This window comes from Devosia sp. 63-57 (assembly GCF_001899045.1).
In the GTDB taxonomy this organism is placed as follows: Bacteria; Pseudomonadota; Alphaproteobacteria; order Rhizobiales; family Devosiaceae; genus Devosia; species Devosia equisanguinis.
Window position 1 is genome coordinate 92554 of record NZ_MKUY01000004.1, and the last position, 15791, is coordinate 108344.

Here is a 15791-nt window from a genome sequence, read left to right on the forward strand (position 1 = left end):
AGACCTGCTAAGGGCCCTCGGGTCAATCCCGAGGGCGGCTTTGTGGCGCTGAAAGGTCGCGGCGGGCCTAAAGCACCTTGCTGACTTCCAAAAGGCCGGGGCGTTTTTCGTTGGCGGCGGTGATGGCGGCTTCGCCGCCGAGGACGACGACATGGCCGTGTTTGGCAACCGCGTCGAGAGCGTCGGCCAGAGCGAGGAAATCCGCGCGGCTGGTGCCGAGGATTTCGTCGCGGCGGCGTTGGCGGAGGGCATCGGTGGTGCCGGTCAACAGGCGCCACATGGCGGAATAGCCCTTGGCATCGACGAATTCCGGCCGGTCGAGATCGCCGAAGACGCCGATGATCGAGCGGGTGAGGTCGGTTTCGCCGATCTCGGCCCTGAGAGCCTTGGCCGCGCCGTCATAGACGTCGAGGGTCTTGAGCAGGTTGGGGTCGCGATAGGAGAGGAAGGCGAAATTGCCCGAGGTGAGGTCGAAACGGCTCGACCCGCCATAGGCGCCGCCCTGCACGCGCACCTTGTCCCAGAGATAGGTGGTGTTGAGCAGGCGCAGTGCCACACTGGTGGCGGCGCTGAGTTCGATGCCGAGCGCCTTGAGATTGGCGCCCTTGCCCACATAATTGACCTGGGCCGGGATGATCAGACCTTCATTGCGCGGGGCAAAGGCGTGGCTCCAGTCGGCGTCGGGCAGCGCTGCATCAGGCAGGCCCGAAACGAAGCCGGCGATTTCCCCCTGGGCCCGCGGCCATAGCGCCTCGTCGGCGGTGACGTTGACCACCATGCGGGTGCGGTTGAACAGGCGGTCGCGGATGGTGCGGAGCGTGGCTTCGACCGCGGGCCAGTCGCTGTCGATGGTCTTGACCAGGGTCTTGAGGAACTGCCCATAGGAGACGCCGCCCAGCTGTTCGGCCACCCAGCTGGCTTCGGTCAGACCGGCCTTGAGGCGGGTATCGACAATGCCATTGCCGCCGGGAACGAGGCGAGCCTCGAAGCCGGCTTTTTCCTCGAGCGCCATCTGCTTGAAGCGCTCGCGATTGCCCAATTGAGCGTCGAGCAGCACATCGCCCATGATCTCCAGCATGGCGCCGAATTTGTCGGGCACGGCCTTGCCGGAGAGGAAGAACCACGCGGCGGTGCCGCTGCCATCCTGTTTGGTGGCGAGAGCGCGATGCTGGGCGATGCCGCCGGTGGTGCGGCCGATGCGCTGGGTGAGGGAGACGAAATCTTCCTTGCCGGTGCCGGTCTGCAAGAGGGCGCGGCCGAAGAGCGGCAGATAGGGCAGGAGGGCCTTGTCGAGCACGCGCAGGTCAAAGCCGATGTCGAGGTAGAGAATGCCGAGGGTCGGCAGCGGGTGGTAGAGCATGCGGACGCCGCCCACCCGACTTTCCTCGGTGGGGATGGTACGGATGTCGCGGTCGAGATCGGCCAGGGTCAGCGTCGGGATCTTGGCCAGATCCTCGGGCTTGTCGACTTCTTCCTGCAGGGCTTTCAGCCGTTCGGTGCGCGCGATCACCGCATCGATGGCGGTGTCGTCGAGGGTTTCGCGCATGGCCGCGAGCTTTTCGGTTTCCTCGCGCGCCTCGCGGGCGCCCTGCTCGGGATCGGCCTGCAAGAGGCTGGTGAGGCGATGCGGATTGTCGAGGAAGAGGCGGCGGATTTCCTTTTCGAAATGACCTTTGCCGGCCTTGTCCTTGAGCGCGTCGAGCGCGGCTTCGAACTGCAGCGGCGCCAGGGGGTCGCCGCCATGCAGCCAATTGCCGAGGGCTGAGAACATGTAGCTCATGCCGCGCGGATAGGAGCCGGTATTCTGCTCGCGCAGGTTGAATTCGAAGGTGTTGATCGCCGCTTCCCGCTGTTCGGCGGAAAAGCCGGTTTCGGCCAGTTCGGCCAGGGTCTCGAGCACCAGTTTCTCAACCTTTTCGGCGTCGGCGGGATCGATGCCCTTGAGGCCGAAGCCACCCATGGGCTGGCGCAGAAAGGTGGAGATGCCGCCGCCGATCATGCCTTCGCCCAGCCCGCTTTCGGTGAGTTTCTTGCGCAGGGGTGCGGCGGGATTGCCGGCGAGCAGGTAGCTCAGCATGCCGTGGCTGAGCACTTCCTCGCGGCCTTGCGGCGGCTCGAGCATCCAATTGACCGAGACCATGCCGTCACGGCGCTTGTCGGGGTCGATATCGCCGGCATAGGTGCCGCTGACCTGGCGCGGGGCGTTCCAGCGCGGCTGCAGCTTGACCTCGGCATCGACGGGGATGGGCTCAAAGCGGCTGAAATAGGCGTCAAGCAGCTCCAGGCGCTTGTCGGCGGGGTCATCGCCGGCAAAGACCACACGGGCATTGGACGGGTGGTAATAGGTCTGGTGGAAGCGCTTGAAGTCGGCAAAGGTCAATTCGGGAATAACCTTGGGATCGCCGCCCGAGCTCTTGCCATAGGTGGTGTCGGGAAAGAGGGCATTCTGGGTGAGGGTGTGCATCACCGAATCGGGCGAGGAATAGACACCCTTCATCTCATTGAAGACGACCCCCTTATAGACCAGCGGCGCGTCGCGGCTTTCCAGCTCATAGTGCCAGCCTTCCTGCTCGAAGGTGTCTTCGGTCAAAAGCGGAAACAGCACGGCGTCGAGATAGACATCGACGAGGTTGTAGAAGTCCTTGAGGTTCTGGCTGGCCACCGGATAGGCGGTCTTGTCCGGAAAGGTCATGGCGTTGAGGAAGGTGTGCATGGAGCCCTTCAGCAGCTCCACGAACGGTTTCTTCACCGGAAACTTGGCGCTGCCGCACAGGACCGAGTGCTCGAGAATATGGGCGATGCCGGTGGAATCCTCGGGTGGGGTCTTGAAGGTGATCCCAAACACCTTGTTCTCGTCGTCATTGACGAGGCTGAGCACCTCCGCCCCGGTCTTCTTGTGCCGGAAGAGCTGCGCCTGCGAATTGATCTCGGCGATGGTCTCGTCGCGGACGAGCTCGAAGGCAGGGTGGGACATTGACGGCTACTCTTCTTGATTTTCAGGCATCTAACCTAGGTGCACAAATGCGGCGTCGCTAGGGGCGATGTTCGATGCAGGTCGCGCAAGTTTGCCTGGGCGGTGCCAACGGGAGTGATCTGATCCCGACGCACGCCTGCAGAGGCTTGATTTGTGTACATTATAATGTACATTTAAGTTTCTGCGAAATCGGTCGCAGGCATCCGCGCTGATTGATTGAGTTTTACGGAGAATGAAAATGCGGAAGACCACATCAATCGGAGCTAATCCATGCATCTTGAGTGGGATGAAGCCAAGCGTCAGGCAAATCTGGAAAAGCGCGGTGTCGATCTTCTGATCGCTGCGTTAATTTTTGAGGGTGAAACACTGACCATTCCCGATCTCCGCCATGACTACGGCGAGGTTCGGTACAAGTCGGTCGGTTTTGTCGATGACGTTTGTTATGTCGTCATACACACCGAGCGAGATGAAGCGGTAAGGCTCATTTCTGCCTGGAAAGGAGGTCGACGTGACCGAGCAAAATATCAAGCGATCAACCCTCGCGGAAATCCGCGCGATGAAGGAGAGGGGTGAGATTCGACACAACCCAGACGCTCCAGAGGGCCCTGAATTGGGCGAAGAATTCTGGAAGCACGCTGTTCTGGTTCCTCCCAGATCATCTCCCACGTCTGTGCATCTCAAGCTCGATCCGGACGTGTTCGCGTTTTTCAAGCAGCAGGGCAAGGGGCACATCACCCGCATGCAGGATGTGCTCAAGGCCTATGTGAAGGCGCAGCAGGGCCGATGAGCGCTTCGCCGCGATGCTGACGCAAAGGGTGGGCAGGTTGGGGCGCTGCAGTTCGGAGGCCCCTATGCGCTATATTTGTCTTGCACTTGCCCTGGTGATTTCAACACCGACCCTGGCGCAGGAGCCGCCGAGCTATCAGGATGACCGCTCCTCTGGGGCAGCGTTGGTGCAGTCGCTCTACAATGCCATCAACCGCAAGGAATATCTGCGCGCCTGGTCCTATTATGGCGAGAACGCCGTGGCGCGGGCCGATGATGCCAAGGCTGCAGAAGATTACGAGGCGTTCAAGAAGGGCTATGCCGAGACCGAATTCGTGACGCTCTTGACCGGTGACGAGTCGCAGGAGGGGGCTGCTGGCAGCAGCTATTACACCTTGCCCGTCGCCATCGATGCGGTAGATGCGGCCGGCAAGCATAGCCAATTCGTCGGTTGCTATACGCTCAGGCTGGCCCAGCCGAGCATTCAGGATGCGCCGCCCTACCAGCCGCTGCATATCGAAAAGGGCGAGATGAAACCGGCCTCGGGCGCGCTTGACGCCATTCTGCCGGCGCGCTGCGAGGAGTAATTTGCTACCCGGCCTGGCGCCGGGCAGCAAAGGTTCAGACGCCGCCGCGGATTTCGGGCTTGACCTCGCGCTCATACCATTCGCCCAGCTGGGTCATCAGCGCCGGGAACAGGCTCTTGTGCTCGCTGGCGGCGACGTTATCAGCGATCTGTTCGGGCTTGGAGACGCCGGCGATCACGGTCGACACCTGGGGGTGGTCGAGAATCCAGCGCAGGGCGAACTGGCTCATCGGCAGGGCTTCGGGCGCCAGGCCTCTCAGTTCCTGCACCAGTTCGACGCCGCGCTCGAAGGGAATGCCGGAAAAGGTTTCGCCGACCGAGAAAGCGGCGCCGTCGCGATTGTAATTGCGGTGGTCGCTGGCCTCGAACCGCGTGGTCTTGTCGTATTTGCCACTCAGCAACCCGCTCGCCAGGGGCAGGCGGACGATGATGCCGACGTCGCGCTCGGCGGCCTTGGGCAGAAGCGTGGTGGCGGCGTCCTGACGGAACAGGTTGAAGATGATCTGCAGCGTCGCGCAGCCGGGCTGGTCGAGGCAGATCAGGCCCTCCTCTATGGTTTCGACGCTGGCGCCCCAATGGCGCACCACACCCTCGGCGCGGAGCTGGTCCATCCAGCCGAAAATGGCGCCTTCGCGCAGCACTTCGGTGGGGACGCAATGGAGCTGGGCGAGATCGAGGGTCTGGACGCCCAGGCGACGGGCCGACCCGAGGAGGCTCTCGCGTATGCCTTCGAAACTATAGGCATTGGGAAAGAGGCTGGAATCGCGGCCGACCTTGGTGGCGATGCGTATGCCCGGCTTGGCATGGGCGCCGATGCGGCTTTCCGAGAGGCCGCCGCCATAAACGTCAGCGGTGTCCCAGAAACTGATGCCGGCGGCCTCGGCCGCGTCGAGAATGGCGGTGGCGGTGTCGTCGCCCACCGGGCCGAAATCGCCACCGAGCTGCCAGCAGCCGAGGCCGATTTCGCTGACGTCATAACCGGTCTTGCCCAGTCGCCGCGTTTTCATTGCTTAGTCTCCATTGGGATGGCCGGTGCGCGCTCAGCCAGGGTAACGATCTGGTCCTCCGGTCCGATGACGCTGCGCCGGTGGGTAATGGCCAGGATCGTGACCGCATGGCGCAGGCTGCGCAGTTCCATCATGATCTCGGCTTCGGTGGTTTCGTCCAGTGCCGAACTGGCTTCGTCCAGAAACAGCACCTTGGGGCGGCCGTAAAGGGCCCGGGCGATGGATACACGCTGTCTTTCCCCACCCGAGAGTTTCAGGCCGCGTTCGCCCACCGTTGTGGCGAAGCCATCGGGGAGGGTTTCAATGAAGGACAGCACCGAGGCCTGGGCCGCCGCTTCGCGCATGCGGGCTTCGTCATAGGGGCGGCCGAGGACGATATTGGCAGAAAGGCTATCGTTGAGCAGCATGACGTCCTGCGGCACGACGCCCACCGCATCATACCAGCTGGTGCGGCTGATGGTTGAGAGATCGGTGCCGTCGACACGGATCGTGCCTTGGGTGGGTTCCAGCGTCTTGAGCGCCAGCTTGAACAGGGTGGATTTGCCCGAGCCGGTGGGCCCGGTGATGAAGGTGATGCGATCGGGCGCAGCGGTGAAGCTGACGCCCGCGAGAGTCTGGCGCTCGCCATAGCGGAAACCGACACTCTCGAACCCCAATCGTCCCTCGCGCACGACAAGCGCGGCATCGCCATGGCGGGCGGTGTCGTCGGGCGAGGACCACATGCGCGCAAAGGGCATGAAGCGGGCGGCGGCGCGCATCAATTCATCGATCGAGGTGCCGATCATCTCGAAAGGCTGGTTGAGCTGAATGAGGATCATGTTGATGAGGACGATGTCGCCGACGCTGATTTCGCCGGCGGCAAAGCGCGGCAGCAGTAGCGCATAGGTAATGGCCAACTGTGCCGCGAGGGCGCCGCCGAAAATGCCGGCGAGGAAGATGCGGCGGCTCGACCAGCCGATCCAGGAGGCGCGGGAAAGATTGGCCTTTTCGGCGAAGCGCTCGCTGATCCAGCGGTCGCCGTTGAAATAGCGCAGTGTCTCCATGGCATTGACGGCATTGCCGACGAAGCTGGAATTGTCCTGCTGCGCCTCGATGGCCTTGTCGAGCAGGGGGCGGGTCCAGCGATTGGCGAGGGCGGTAAGGCCAATGAAGAAGATGCCGTAGATAACGACGATGAGCATGAGCTCGGGGGTGATCACCGCGCCGAGCAGGGCAATGGCAAGAATGATCTGGGTGATGCCGGGGATAAAGACGATGATGGCCAGCTGCACCAGGGCATAGACGGCGTTTTCGCCCTGATTGCGGGCGGTCTGGATTTCGACCGGGTTGTGATCGATGAAAAAGCCGCCGGGCTTGCGCAAGAGAGTGGCAAAGAAGCTGGTGGCCGCGATGTAGTTGAGGTTTTCGGCGGCGATGATGGCGAGGTAATTGACCGAATAACCGGCAATGGTGGCGATGCCCCGCAAGAGTGCAAAGCCGATAAAGCCCATGAGAATGCCGGCCGGGAGATTGCCTGCTGCCAGCATGTCGACGAGGCGGGAGAAGACATAGGGCGTGACCACCGCCAGAATGGCGCTGACCAGGACCACCATGGCGATCCCGACCAGCATCCAGCGCTCCTGGCGCAGGAAGATGGCGTAGATCGACTTGAGCGGCGGCCAGATGGTTGACCAGTCCTTGGGCGTCATGGGGGAATCGCTCGTCAGGGAAAGGGCCTTGCACCATGCCGATCCCGCGCGTGAGGGTCAAATCCGGCCCCGCAATGGTATTGCTGCCAGCGGGTGGCAGGGTGAGTGGGGCAAGGTGAGAGGTAGGCGGCGCAACCGGATGCGGGTGCGCGCCGTTTCCGATTGCTGAGCGCGGGGTGTCATGGCCATCATCGAACGCAATCTCTATGTGCCTTCCATCGACGCCTGGGTCGACCCGGCGGAGCCGCGGCCGCGTGCCATCATCACCCATGGCCATGCCGACCATGCAAGATCGGGGCATGGCGCGGTGCTGGCGACGCCCGAGACCATCGCCATCATGAAGGTGCGCTATGGCGAGGATTGCGCCGGGCGGTTCGAGGCGCTGCGGTTTGGCGAGAACCTCGATATTGACGGCACAAAGGTGAGCCTTCATCCCGCCGGACATATTCTGGGTTCGGCGCAGGTGCGGCTCGAGCGCGGTGGCGAGCGGGTGGTGATAACAGGCGACTATAAGCGGCTGCCGGACCGCACGGCCGAGCGCTATGAGCCGGTGGCCTGCGATCTCCTGGTGACCGAGGCGACGTTCGGGCTGCCGGTGTTCCAGCATCCACGGGCAAGCGAGGAGATCGGTCGGCTGTTGAAATCGGTGGCGACGCAGCCGGAGCGCTGTCACCTCGTGGGGTCCTATGCGCTGGGCAAGGCGCAGCGGGTGATCGCCTTGTTGCGCGATGCCGGCTGGGACCGGCCGATCTATCTGCACGGGGCGATGATCCGGCTTTGTGCTCTTTATGAAGAACTGGGTGTGTCGCTGGGCGAATTGATCCCGGCTACCGGCATGCCCAAGGCGGCGATGGCGGGGCAGATCGTGATCGCACCGCCCTCGGCCATTCGCGACCGCTGGAGCCGACGCTTTCCCGATCCCGTGGTGTGCCAGGCCTCGGGCTGGATGAGCGTCAAGCAGCGGGCGCGTCAGGCGCTGGTGGAACTTCCGCTGGTAATTTCGGACCATTGCGACTGGGGCGAGCTCAATGCCTCCATCCTCGAAAGCGGCGCTTCGACCGTGTGGGTGACGCATGGTCGCGAGGATGCGCTGGTCTATTGGTGCCGCACCCAGGGCCTCGACGCGGAGCCGTTGGCTCTGCCGGGATTGGACGACGATGGCGGGGAGGGTGGCGAATGAAGCGCTTTGCCGACCTGCTGGAACTTCTCGCATTGACGCCATCGCGGACGCGCAAGATTGTAGCGCTGGCGCAGTATTTTGCCGAGGTGCCCGATCCCGATCGCGGGCTGGCGCTGGCGGTGCTGACCGGGGAAATGGACATCAGCAATGTCAAACCGGCGCTGCTCAAGGAAACGGTGCTGGCCGAGGTGGACGAGACGCTGTTTGCGCTGAGCTACGACTATGTCGGCGATCTCGGCGAGACCATCGCGTTGATCTGGCCCCACCACGGCGCGGGCGAGCTGCCGCGATTGCGCGATCTGGTGCAGTTGCTCAACACCACCAGCAAGGCGCAATTGCCCAAGGTGATTGGTGGGCTTTTGACGCAGGCGGCGATTCATGAGCGCTGGGCCCTGGTCAAGCTGGCCACCGGAGCCCTGCGCATCGGCGTATCGGCGCGACTGGCCAAGACGGCGCTGGCGCAGATGAGCGGGGTCGAGTTGCAGGCGATCGAGGAAGTCTGGCATGGGCTGAAGCCGCCCTATGAGGAACTGTTCGCCTGGCTGGAGGGCAAGGCGGAACGGCCAGAAATTGATCATACGGCGCGGTTTCATCCGCTGATGCTGTCCAACCCGATCGAGGACAAGGATTTCGAAAAGCTCGATCCCGCCGATTTCTCCGCCGAATGGAAATGGGACGGCATTCGGGTGCAATTGGTGCTGGGCAAGAACGGTGCTTCGCTGTTTTCGCGCACCGGCGACGATATTGCGGCGAGTTTTCCAGACGTCGTCGAGGCGGCGATGGGCCGGGCGGTGCTGGACGGGGAACTGCTGGTGGGGCACGACTTCGACGCCAGGAGTTTCAACGACCTGCAACAGCGGCTCAATCGCAAGGTGGCGTCGGGCAAGCAGATGAGCGAATTGCCGGCTTTCGTGCGGGTCTATGACATGCTGTTCGATGGCGATGAGGATATCCGGGCACTCGGCTGGCAGGACCGGCGAGCGCGGCTTGAAAACTGGTTTGCGGCCAATCCGCAGACCCGCATGGACCTGTCCGAAATATTGCCATTTGCCGACTGGGACGATCTCGGCCGTTTGCGCCGACAGGGGGCGGACGAGCACGGGCATGAGGGGGTGATGATCAAGCTCCGGACCGCTCCTTATGTGCCCGGGCGGCCGAAAGGCTTCTGGTACAAATGGAAGCGCGATCCCAATGTGGTGGACGCCGTGCTGATGTATGCCCAGCGTGGGCATGGCAAGCGCAGTTCCTATTATTCGGACTACACATTCGGCGTATGGAAGGGCAATGAGATCGTGCCGATCGGCAAGGCCTATTTCGGCTTTACCGACGAGGAGCTGAAACAGCTCGATCGCTGGATCCGCGCCAATACCACAGCGGCCTTCGGGCCGGTGCGTGAGGTGAAGAAGGAACTGGTCTTCGAGGTGGCGTTCGACAGCGCGCAAAAGAGCGGGCGGCATAAGTCGGGCGTGGCCCTGCGGTTTCCGCGCATCAACCGCATCCGCTGGGACAAGCCGGCGCAGCAGGCGGCGCGGCTCGAGGACATGGATGCATTTGTGGGGTAGCCCCCACCCAGCCTCCCCTGAAAGAGGGGGAGGGGCGGTTCGGCGAATTGGGAGAGACAGATGTCATCACGCAGCAATCATGCGCGTCTCGCGGCGCTGGAGCAGGAGATGGAGCACGCGGCGGCGGATTTCGATTTCGAGCGGGCGGCGACGCTGCGCGACGAGATTGCCCGGCTCAAGGGGGAGAATGGCGCCACGCAGGTGATCCTCGACGAGGGCAAGCCAGTCGAGGTTTCGGTGGGCCAACCACCGCCGGGGCAGATGGGATTGGGATCGGACAGTCCGGTGCGGCAACCGCCCAAGGGCTGGGTGAAGCCGAAAAAGCCGGACCTGATGACGAAAGGGAAGCCGCGGGGACGTTAGGTCCTGGCCATCAATAGTGATGGCGGCATTGGGCTATTTCCAGCCGGTCTTCCACCAGGCGATAGACAAGGCGGTGCTCGTCCGTAATGCGTCGCGACCACCAGCCGGAGAATTCGTGCTTCAACGCTTCGGGTTGCCCGATGCCTTCAAAGGGCGAGCGCTGGCAGTCCTTGATCAACGAATTGAGTTTCTTGATCACCTGTTTGTCGGTCGCCTGCCAATACAGATAGTCCTCCCAGCCTTTCGACATAAAGGCGACTTTCATTCCTCAATCAGCTCGCGGACCGTTCCTTCGCCCCGATTGGCTTCGGCAATGGCTTCACGAAGCCTTGCGGCGTTGGCCGGGCTGCTCAGCAGATATGCTGTCTCATCCCAGGCGCTCGCCTGATCCAGAGGGATGACAATTACAGGCTTTTTCCCGCCGGTCCGCGTGACGATCAGGGGTTCGCGGGTTTCGATGACCGTATCGATGTCGGCCGCGATGTTTTTGCGAAAGTCGGAAATGGATTTGGCGCGCATGGGAGGTCTCCTTGCGCGCTTATGTACGTTATTTTGTACAAAAAATCAATCAGCTCGCTTTCTGCACCCGCTGGTCGGCGAGGTTCTTGATTTCACGGAGTTCGGAAATGGTGGTTTCAAGGTCGTCGCGCTGACGTTCGAGCAGGGCGATGCGTTCGTCGACCTTTTCGGCGAGCAGGTTGACCTGCTGGTTGCGGTCGGCATCGTAGAGGCTGAGATAGTCGGAGATGTCGCGCAGGGAAAAGCCCAGCCGCTTGCCGCGCAGGATGAGGATCAGCCGGGCGCGGTCGCGGCGGCGGAAGACGCGGGTGGCGCCCACCCGTTCGGGGGCGATCAGGCCCTTGGATTCATAAAAACGGATCGCGCGCGTCGAGATGCCGAACTCCTTGGCGAGGTCGGCAATGGCGTAGAGATCCTTGTTGTCGGCGTCGATCCGGTTCACTTCTTTGCGGCTCTTGTCTGGGCATAGTCCTCGCGGAGTTCCTTCTTGGACAATTTGCCGATCAGCGTCTTGGGCAAGGCGTCCTTGAAAATGATCTCCTTGGGCATTTCGATCTTGTTGAGCTTGTCCTTGAGGAAGGTCTTGAGACTTTCCTCTGTGGCAGACTGGCCGGCGCGCAGCTTGATATAGGCGACGGGGGCTTCGCCGCGATACTCGTCCGGCACGCCGATGACATTGACCTCTTCGACGGCCTCATGGGTCATCAGCGCCTCCTCGATGGTGCGCGGATAGACGTTGAAGCCCGAGCAGATGATGAGATCCTTTATGCGATCGACCAGGAACACGTAGCCGTCCTCGTCGATATGGCCGACATCGCCGGTGCGCAGCCATCCATCCATGAAGGCGTCGGCACTGGCCTTGGGGTCCTCGAAATAGCCTGGCATGACCTGAGGGCCCTTGACCTGCAGTTCGCCGTCCTCGCCGGTTTCCACCACCTTGCCACTGTCGACATCGACGAAGCGCAGGTCGGTGGCGGGGAGCGGCATGCCGATGGACATGGGCTTGGAGGGCACGCGCAGGGCGGCGCAGCATACGACGGGGGAGGCTTCGGTGAGGCCATAGCCTTCGGCGAGCAGCGCCTTGGATTTCTTGGCGAAGGCATTGCGCACTTCGTCTGGCAGGGCCGCGCCACCGGAGATGGCGACTTCAAGGCTTGCCAATTGTTCGGCAGTGGCGGTGTCGGCGCGGGCAATGGCGTTGAGCAGGGTCGGCACGGCCGGCAGCACATTGGCGCGGGTGCGGGTGAGCAGGTTGAGCAGTGCCTTGAGCTCGAAGCGCGGCAGCATCACCACCTGAGTGCCGTTGCAGAGCGGCACGTTCATGCAGACGGTCATGGCGAAGATATGGAAAAAGGGCAGCACGGCCACGACCTTGGAAGGCGGGTAGAACAGCCCGTCACCCCATTGGTCGATCTGGCTCATATTGGCGGCGATATTGGCATGGGTGAGCAGGGCGCCCTTGGGGACGCCGGTGGTGCCACCGGTATATTGCTGCACCGCAACGTCATCGGGGGCGATGACCACCGCGTCGGGCGTGGCTTTGGCCGCGATCATGTCGCCGAAGCTGGTGATGCGATCGGCAAAGCGGGATTTTTTCGGCTGCGCCAGATCCTTGCGCTTGGCCACCGAGAACAGGATTTTCTTGACCAGCGGCAGGGCATTGGGGAAGTGGCAGACCACCAGAGACTTGACGTGACCGGCTGCGAGCAGGGCTTCGCCCTTCTCGAAAATCTGCTGCAGGTCCAACGTGATCATCACATCGGCGCCGGCATTGGCCGTGATGTGGCTGAGCTCGGGCACGGTATAGAGCGGGTTGCAATTGACCACCGTTCCGCCGGCCCGCAGCACGCCGAAATAGGCAATGGGATAGAAGGGCGTGTTGGGCAGCATGATGGCGACGCGCGTGCCCTTGGTGACGCCGAACTGGCGCTGCAGGGCGCCGGCAAAGGCGATGATCTGCTTGGCGAGATCGCCGAATGTGGTGGTGCCGCCGAGGAAATCCAACGCAACGGCGGATGGATTCTTGGCGCAGGCGGCAAGCACCTGTTCATGTACCGGTGTGGTGTCGATCTCGGCGTCCCAGCGCATGCCCTCGGGATAGCTCGATATCCAGGGGCGCGGCGTAGCGGGGGTCGTCGTCGTGGTATCCATGGCGTTCCTCCTCATATGCCGCTGTCGCCAGCGGATGGCTCCCTCGCGCAATGTCCGGACGTTGACCGGTTGCCGCTGCTGCGGCTGGCATTGCGTGGTTAGCAAAGTATTCCATGGCTTTACGTTAGCGTCAATTCGATGCCCGGACTTGGTCATCCTACGGGTTCTGCACATTGATGCATGACCTAATGTGCGCTGGATTGACGTATACGTAAACTTGAGTAAACTGGCTCAACAAATGCTGGTCACGGCGCTAAGCTGTGGAGACGGCACTGGGGCTTGCCGCGTCGAGGGCAGGTCCTGCATGGGTAGAATGGACGGGGTGGCGGAACGATTGCCGGCGCCCGATCTTGAAGTTGGCGCGTTTGCAAACGGCGGCCCAGACCTTTCGCCGGCAGACGCTCTGGGAGGACAGAGCAGTGACCTTGTTGCTAATTGCAGTCAGTCTTGTGGTTTTCGCCGTGCTGGCGATGCGCGAAAGCCCGATGTGGCAGTGGGGCCTGGCGATGGTGGTCATTGCGCTGCTGTCGGGGATCGGCTTTACCGAGGCGGGCAGTGCAGTCTATGGGCTGGGCTTTGGCAGCTGGCTGCTGATCGTCCTGGGCGCGGTGCTGCTGGCGCTGAGTCTCAAGCCGGTGCGGATGGCGCTGCTGCTGCCGCCGATTTATGCGGCAGTCAAATCCATCCTGCCCAAGGTCAGTCGCACCGAACAGGAGGCGCTCGACGCCGGTACTGTCGGCTGGGACGCCGAACTGTTCTCCGGCCGCCCGGACTGGGACAAGCTGACCAAAATCCGGCCGTTGACCCTGACCGCCGAAGAGCAGGCCTTTCTCGACAATGAGACCGAAGCGGCCTGCCGCATGATCGACGACTGGGATATCCGTCACAATCGCGCCGATCTCAGCCCGGAGCTCTGGCAGTTCTTCAAGGACAAGGGTTTCCTGGGCATGCTCATTGCCAAGGAGCATGGGGGGCTCGGGTTTTCGGCTCAGGCGCAGTCGATGATCGTCTCCAAGATCGCCAGCCGCTCGGTGGCGGCGGGGATCACGGTCATGGTGCCCAATTCGCTCGGGCCGGGTGAGCTGCTTGAGAAATACGGCACGCCGGCGCAGAAGGAGAAATATCTGCATCGCCTCGCCACTGGCCAGGACGTGCCGTGCTTTGCGCTAACCGGCGTGCATTCGGGCTCGGATGCGGGTGGCATGCGCGATATCGGTGTCGTTACCAAGGGCATGTATAATGGCGAGGAAGTGCTGGGCGTGCGGCTCAGCTTCGACAAGCGCTATATTACCCTGGCCCCGATCGCGACGCTGGTAGGCCTCGCCTTCATTCTCAAGGACCCCGATAACCTGCTGCGGCGGGGCGAGGATATCGGCATTACCCTGGCATTGATCCCCCATGACCATCCCGGCCTTGATATCGGTCGCCGGCATTTTCCGGCGCGCCAGGCGTTCATGAACGGGCCAGTGCGCGGCAAGGACATGTTCGTGCCCATGGATTTCCTGATCGGCGGCACCGACTATGCCGGCCAGGGCTGGCGCATGCTGATGGAATGTCTCTCGACCGGCCGCGCCATTTCGCTGCCGGCCATCGGTTCGACCTCGATCAAGGCGACGCTGCGCGCCACGTCTGCCTATGCGCGGGTGCGGCGACAGTTCGGCATTCCGGTCGGGATCATGGAGGGCGTGGCCGAACCGCTGGGCGAGATGATCAAGCGCGCCTATATGTACGAGGCGGCGCGGCGGCTGACGGCGTCTATGGTGGATGAAGGCCAGCGCCCGGCCGTGATTGCGGGCCTGCTCAAATACACCACCACCGAAGCCATGCGCGACAGCATGGACGATGCCTTCGATATCCATGGCGGGCGCGCCATTCAGGACGGGCCGGGCAATTATCTGTTCGGCGCCTATCAGGCCCTGCCGGTGGCCATCACGGTGGAGGGTGCGAACATTCTCACCCGCACGCTGATGACATTTGCGCAAGGGGTGCTGCGCGCCCATCCCTATCTGCTCAAGGAAGTGCAAGCGGCCCAGTCGCAGGACAAGCGCGCCGGCATGGAGGCGTTCCACGCCGCCTTTGGCGGCCACACCAAGTTCATGCTGCGCAATATCGCTGCCAGCTTCCTGCATGGGGTGAGCAATGGCGCCTTCGCCACCTCGCCCAATGAAGGGCCAATGGCCAAATGGTATCGTCGCCTGCATCGCTATGCGCAGGATTTCGCGTTGGTGGCCGACTGGACCACGGTGGTGCTGGGCGGGGCGCTGAAGCGCAAGCAGAAGCTTTCCGGCCGCATGGCGGACCTCCTGGGCGAGCTCTACCTGATGTCGGCAACGCTCAAGCGTTTCGACGAGGAAGGCCGCATCGCCGAGGACAAGGAACTGGTCGACGCGATCATGGAAGACCGTGTTGCCAATATCGAACGCATCTTCGGCGAGGTGTTTGCCAATTTCCCCAATCCGGTCTTCGCCAATGCCATGCGCTTCCTCTGCTTTCCGCTGGGGCGGCATGCCAAGCGCTCAAGCGACCGGGTCAATTATCGCTTCGTGCGCGCGGTGCTGCGGCCCGGCGCCTTCCGCGATCGTTTGACGACGGGCGTTTATGTTTCGATGGACCCCAATGACGTTACGGGCGTTCTGGAAGACGCGTTCATCAAGGTGACCGAGGCTGAGGAGATCGAAGGTCGGTTCATCAAGGCGTCGCGCAAGGGTGTGTTCGAGCGGCGGCTCGACCGTGATGCCATTGCCGATGCGGTGGCTGCGGGCGTGCTCAACGACAATGAGGCCGGCATCATGCGGGCGGCCGACGAGGCGACCAACCGGGCGGTGCATGTCGATGATTTCGAGATGGATGTCTTGAAGGAAACCAAGCCGCAGGCCGCGGAGTTGGCTTCATTCGTTGGATGAAATCGAGTGATGCGAGCTGAGCCTGCGCCTCCCTCCCCCTTGAGGGGAGGGAATGAGGGTGGGGGTGGTTGGTGGTGCACTGATGGACCCCCA

The 15791-nt window shown here is 62.5% G+C and carries 14 protein-coding genes; 7 read left to right on the forward strand and 7 right to left on the reverse strand.

Features of this window, described 5'->3' with window-relative positions:
- Positions 1–67 precede the first annotated feature (67 nt).
- Positions 68–2974, reverse strand: coding sequence for an insulinase family protein (locus tag BGO80_RS05605; RefSeq protein ID WP_286719796.1), 2907 nt, complete (start codon positions 2972–2974; stop codon positions 68–70).
- Between the two features lie 270 nt (positions 2975–3244).
- Between BGO80_RS05605 and BGO80_RS05610 the strand changes: the two genes are divergently transcribed.
- From BGO80_RS05610 to BGO80_RS05620, 3 genes are all read left to right on the forward strand, one after another.
- Entirely contained in the window at positions 3245–3547 is a 303-nt protein-coding gene (locus BGO80_RS05610) for a BrnT family toxin (protein WP_286719798.1), read from the forward strand.
- Between the two features lie 37 nt (positions 3548–3584).
- Positions 3585–3761, forward strand: coding sequence for a BrnA antitoxin family protein (locus BGO80_RS05615; protein ID WP_286719801.1), 177 nt, complete (start codon positions 3585–3587; stop codon positions 3759–3761).
- A gap of 64 nt (positions 3762–3825) precedes the next feature.
- Positions 3826–4326: a hypothetical protein gene (locus BGO80_RS05620; protein ID WP_286719804.1), complete on the forward strand. Its 501-nt coding sequence runs from the start codon at positions 3826–3828 to the stop codon at positions 4324–4326.
- A 34-nt stretch (positions 4327–4360) separates the two neighbouring features.
- Here BGO80_RS05620 and BGO80_RS05625 read toward each other — a convergent pair whose 3' ends face one another.
- On the reverse strand, positions 4361–5332 hold the full coding sequence (locus BGO80_RS05625) for an aldo/keto reductase (RefSeq protein WP_286719807.1): 972 nt from the start codon (positions 5330–5332) through the stop codon (positions 4361–4363).
- Complete coding sequence (locus tag BGO80_RS05630) at positions 5329–7020, reverse strand: ABC transporter ATP-binding protein (RefSeq protein ID WP_286719810.1); 1692 nt, start codon at positions 7018–7020, stop codon at positions 5329–5331. Before BGO80_RS05630 ends, BGO80_RS05625 begins: the two co-directional genes overlap by 4 nt.
- Positions 7021–7201: 181 nt before the next feature.
- Between BGO80_RS05630 and BGO80_RS05635 the strand changes: the two genes are divergently transcribed.
- The 3 genes from BGO80_RS05635 to BGO80_RS19445 are packed head-to-tail and all read left to right on the forward strand — an operon-like array spanning position 7202 to position 10125.
- On the forward strand, positions 7202–8200 hold the full coding sequence (locus BGO80_RS05635) for a ligase-associated DNA damage response exonuclease (protein WP_286719813.1): 999 nt from the start codon (positions 7202–7204) through the stop codon (positions 8198–8200).
- The gene (locus tag BGO80_RS05640; RefSeq protein ID WP_286719815.1) at positions 8197–9762 is read left to right on the forward strand and encodes a cisplatin damage response ATP-dependent DNA ligase; all 1566 of its coding nucleotides are present in this window, start codon (positions 8197–8199) and stop codon (positions 9760–9762) included. Before BGO80_RS05635 ends, BGO80_RS05640 begins: the two co-directional genes overlap by 4 nt.
- 60 nt (positions 9763–9822) lie before the next feature.
- Positions 9823–10125: a UvrB/UvrC motif-containing protein gene (locus tag BGO80_RS19445; protein ID WP_502686543.1), complete on the forward strand. Its 303-nt coding sequence runs from the start codon at positions 9823–9825 to the stop codon at positions 10123–10125.
- A 10-nt stretch (positions 10126–10135) separates the two neighbouring features.
- Here BGO80_RS19445 and BGO80_RS05650 read toward each other — a convergent pair whose 3' ends face one another.
- Genes BGO80_RS05650 through BGO80_RS05665 form a run of 4 tightly spaced genes read right to left on the reverse strand, consistent with a single transcriptional unit; the run spans position 10136 to position 12795 of the window.
- Positions 10136–10390 (reverse strand): Txe/YoeB family addiction module toxin, encoded by a 255-nt coding sequence (locus BGO80_RS05650; protein WP_286719818.1) that lies wholly within the window; start codon positions 10388–10390, stop codon positions 10136–10138.
- Positions 10387–10644, reverse strand: coding sequence for a type II toxin-antitoxin system Phd/YefM family antitoxin (locus BGO80_RS05655; protein ID WP_126150660.1), 258 nt, complete (start codon positions 10642–10644; stop codon positions 10387–10389). Before BGO80_RS05655 ends, BGO80_RS05650 begins: the two co-directional genes overlap by 4 nt.
- Positions 10645–10693: 49 nt before the next feature.
- Positions 10694–11086 (reverse strand): MerR family DNA-binding protein, encoded by a 393-nt coding sequence (locus BGO80_RS05660; protein ID WP_126150661.1) that lies wholly within the window; start codon positions 11084–11086, stop codon positions 10694–10696.
- Positions 11083–12795 (reverse strand): long-chain-fatty-acid--CoA ligase, encoded by a 1713-nt coding sequence (locus tag BGO80_RS05665; RefSeq protein WP_286719820.1) that lies wholly within the window; start codon positions 12793–12795, stop codon positions 11083–11085. The genes BGO80_RS05660 and BGO80_RS05665 overlap by 4 nt, the downstream gene beginning before the upstream one ends.
- Before the next feature lie 419 nt (positions 12796–13214).
- Between BGO80_RS05665 and BGO80_RS05670 the strand changes: the two genes are divergently transcribed.
- Complete coding sequence (locus BGO80_RS05670; protein ID WP_286719822.1) at positions 13215–15698, forward strand: acyl-CoA dehydrogenase; 2484 nt, start codon at positions 13215–13217, stop codon at positions 15696–15698.
- The last annotated feature ends 93 nt before the right edge of the window (positions 15699–15791 follow it).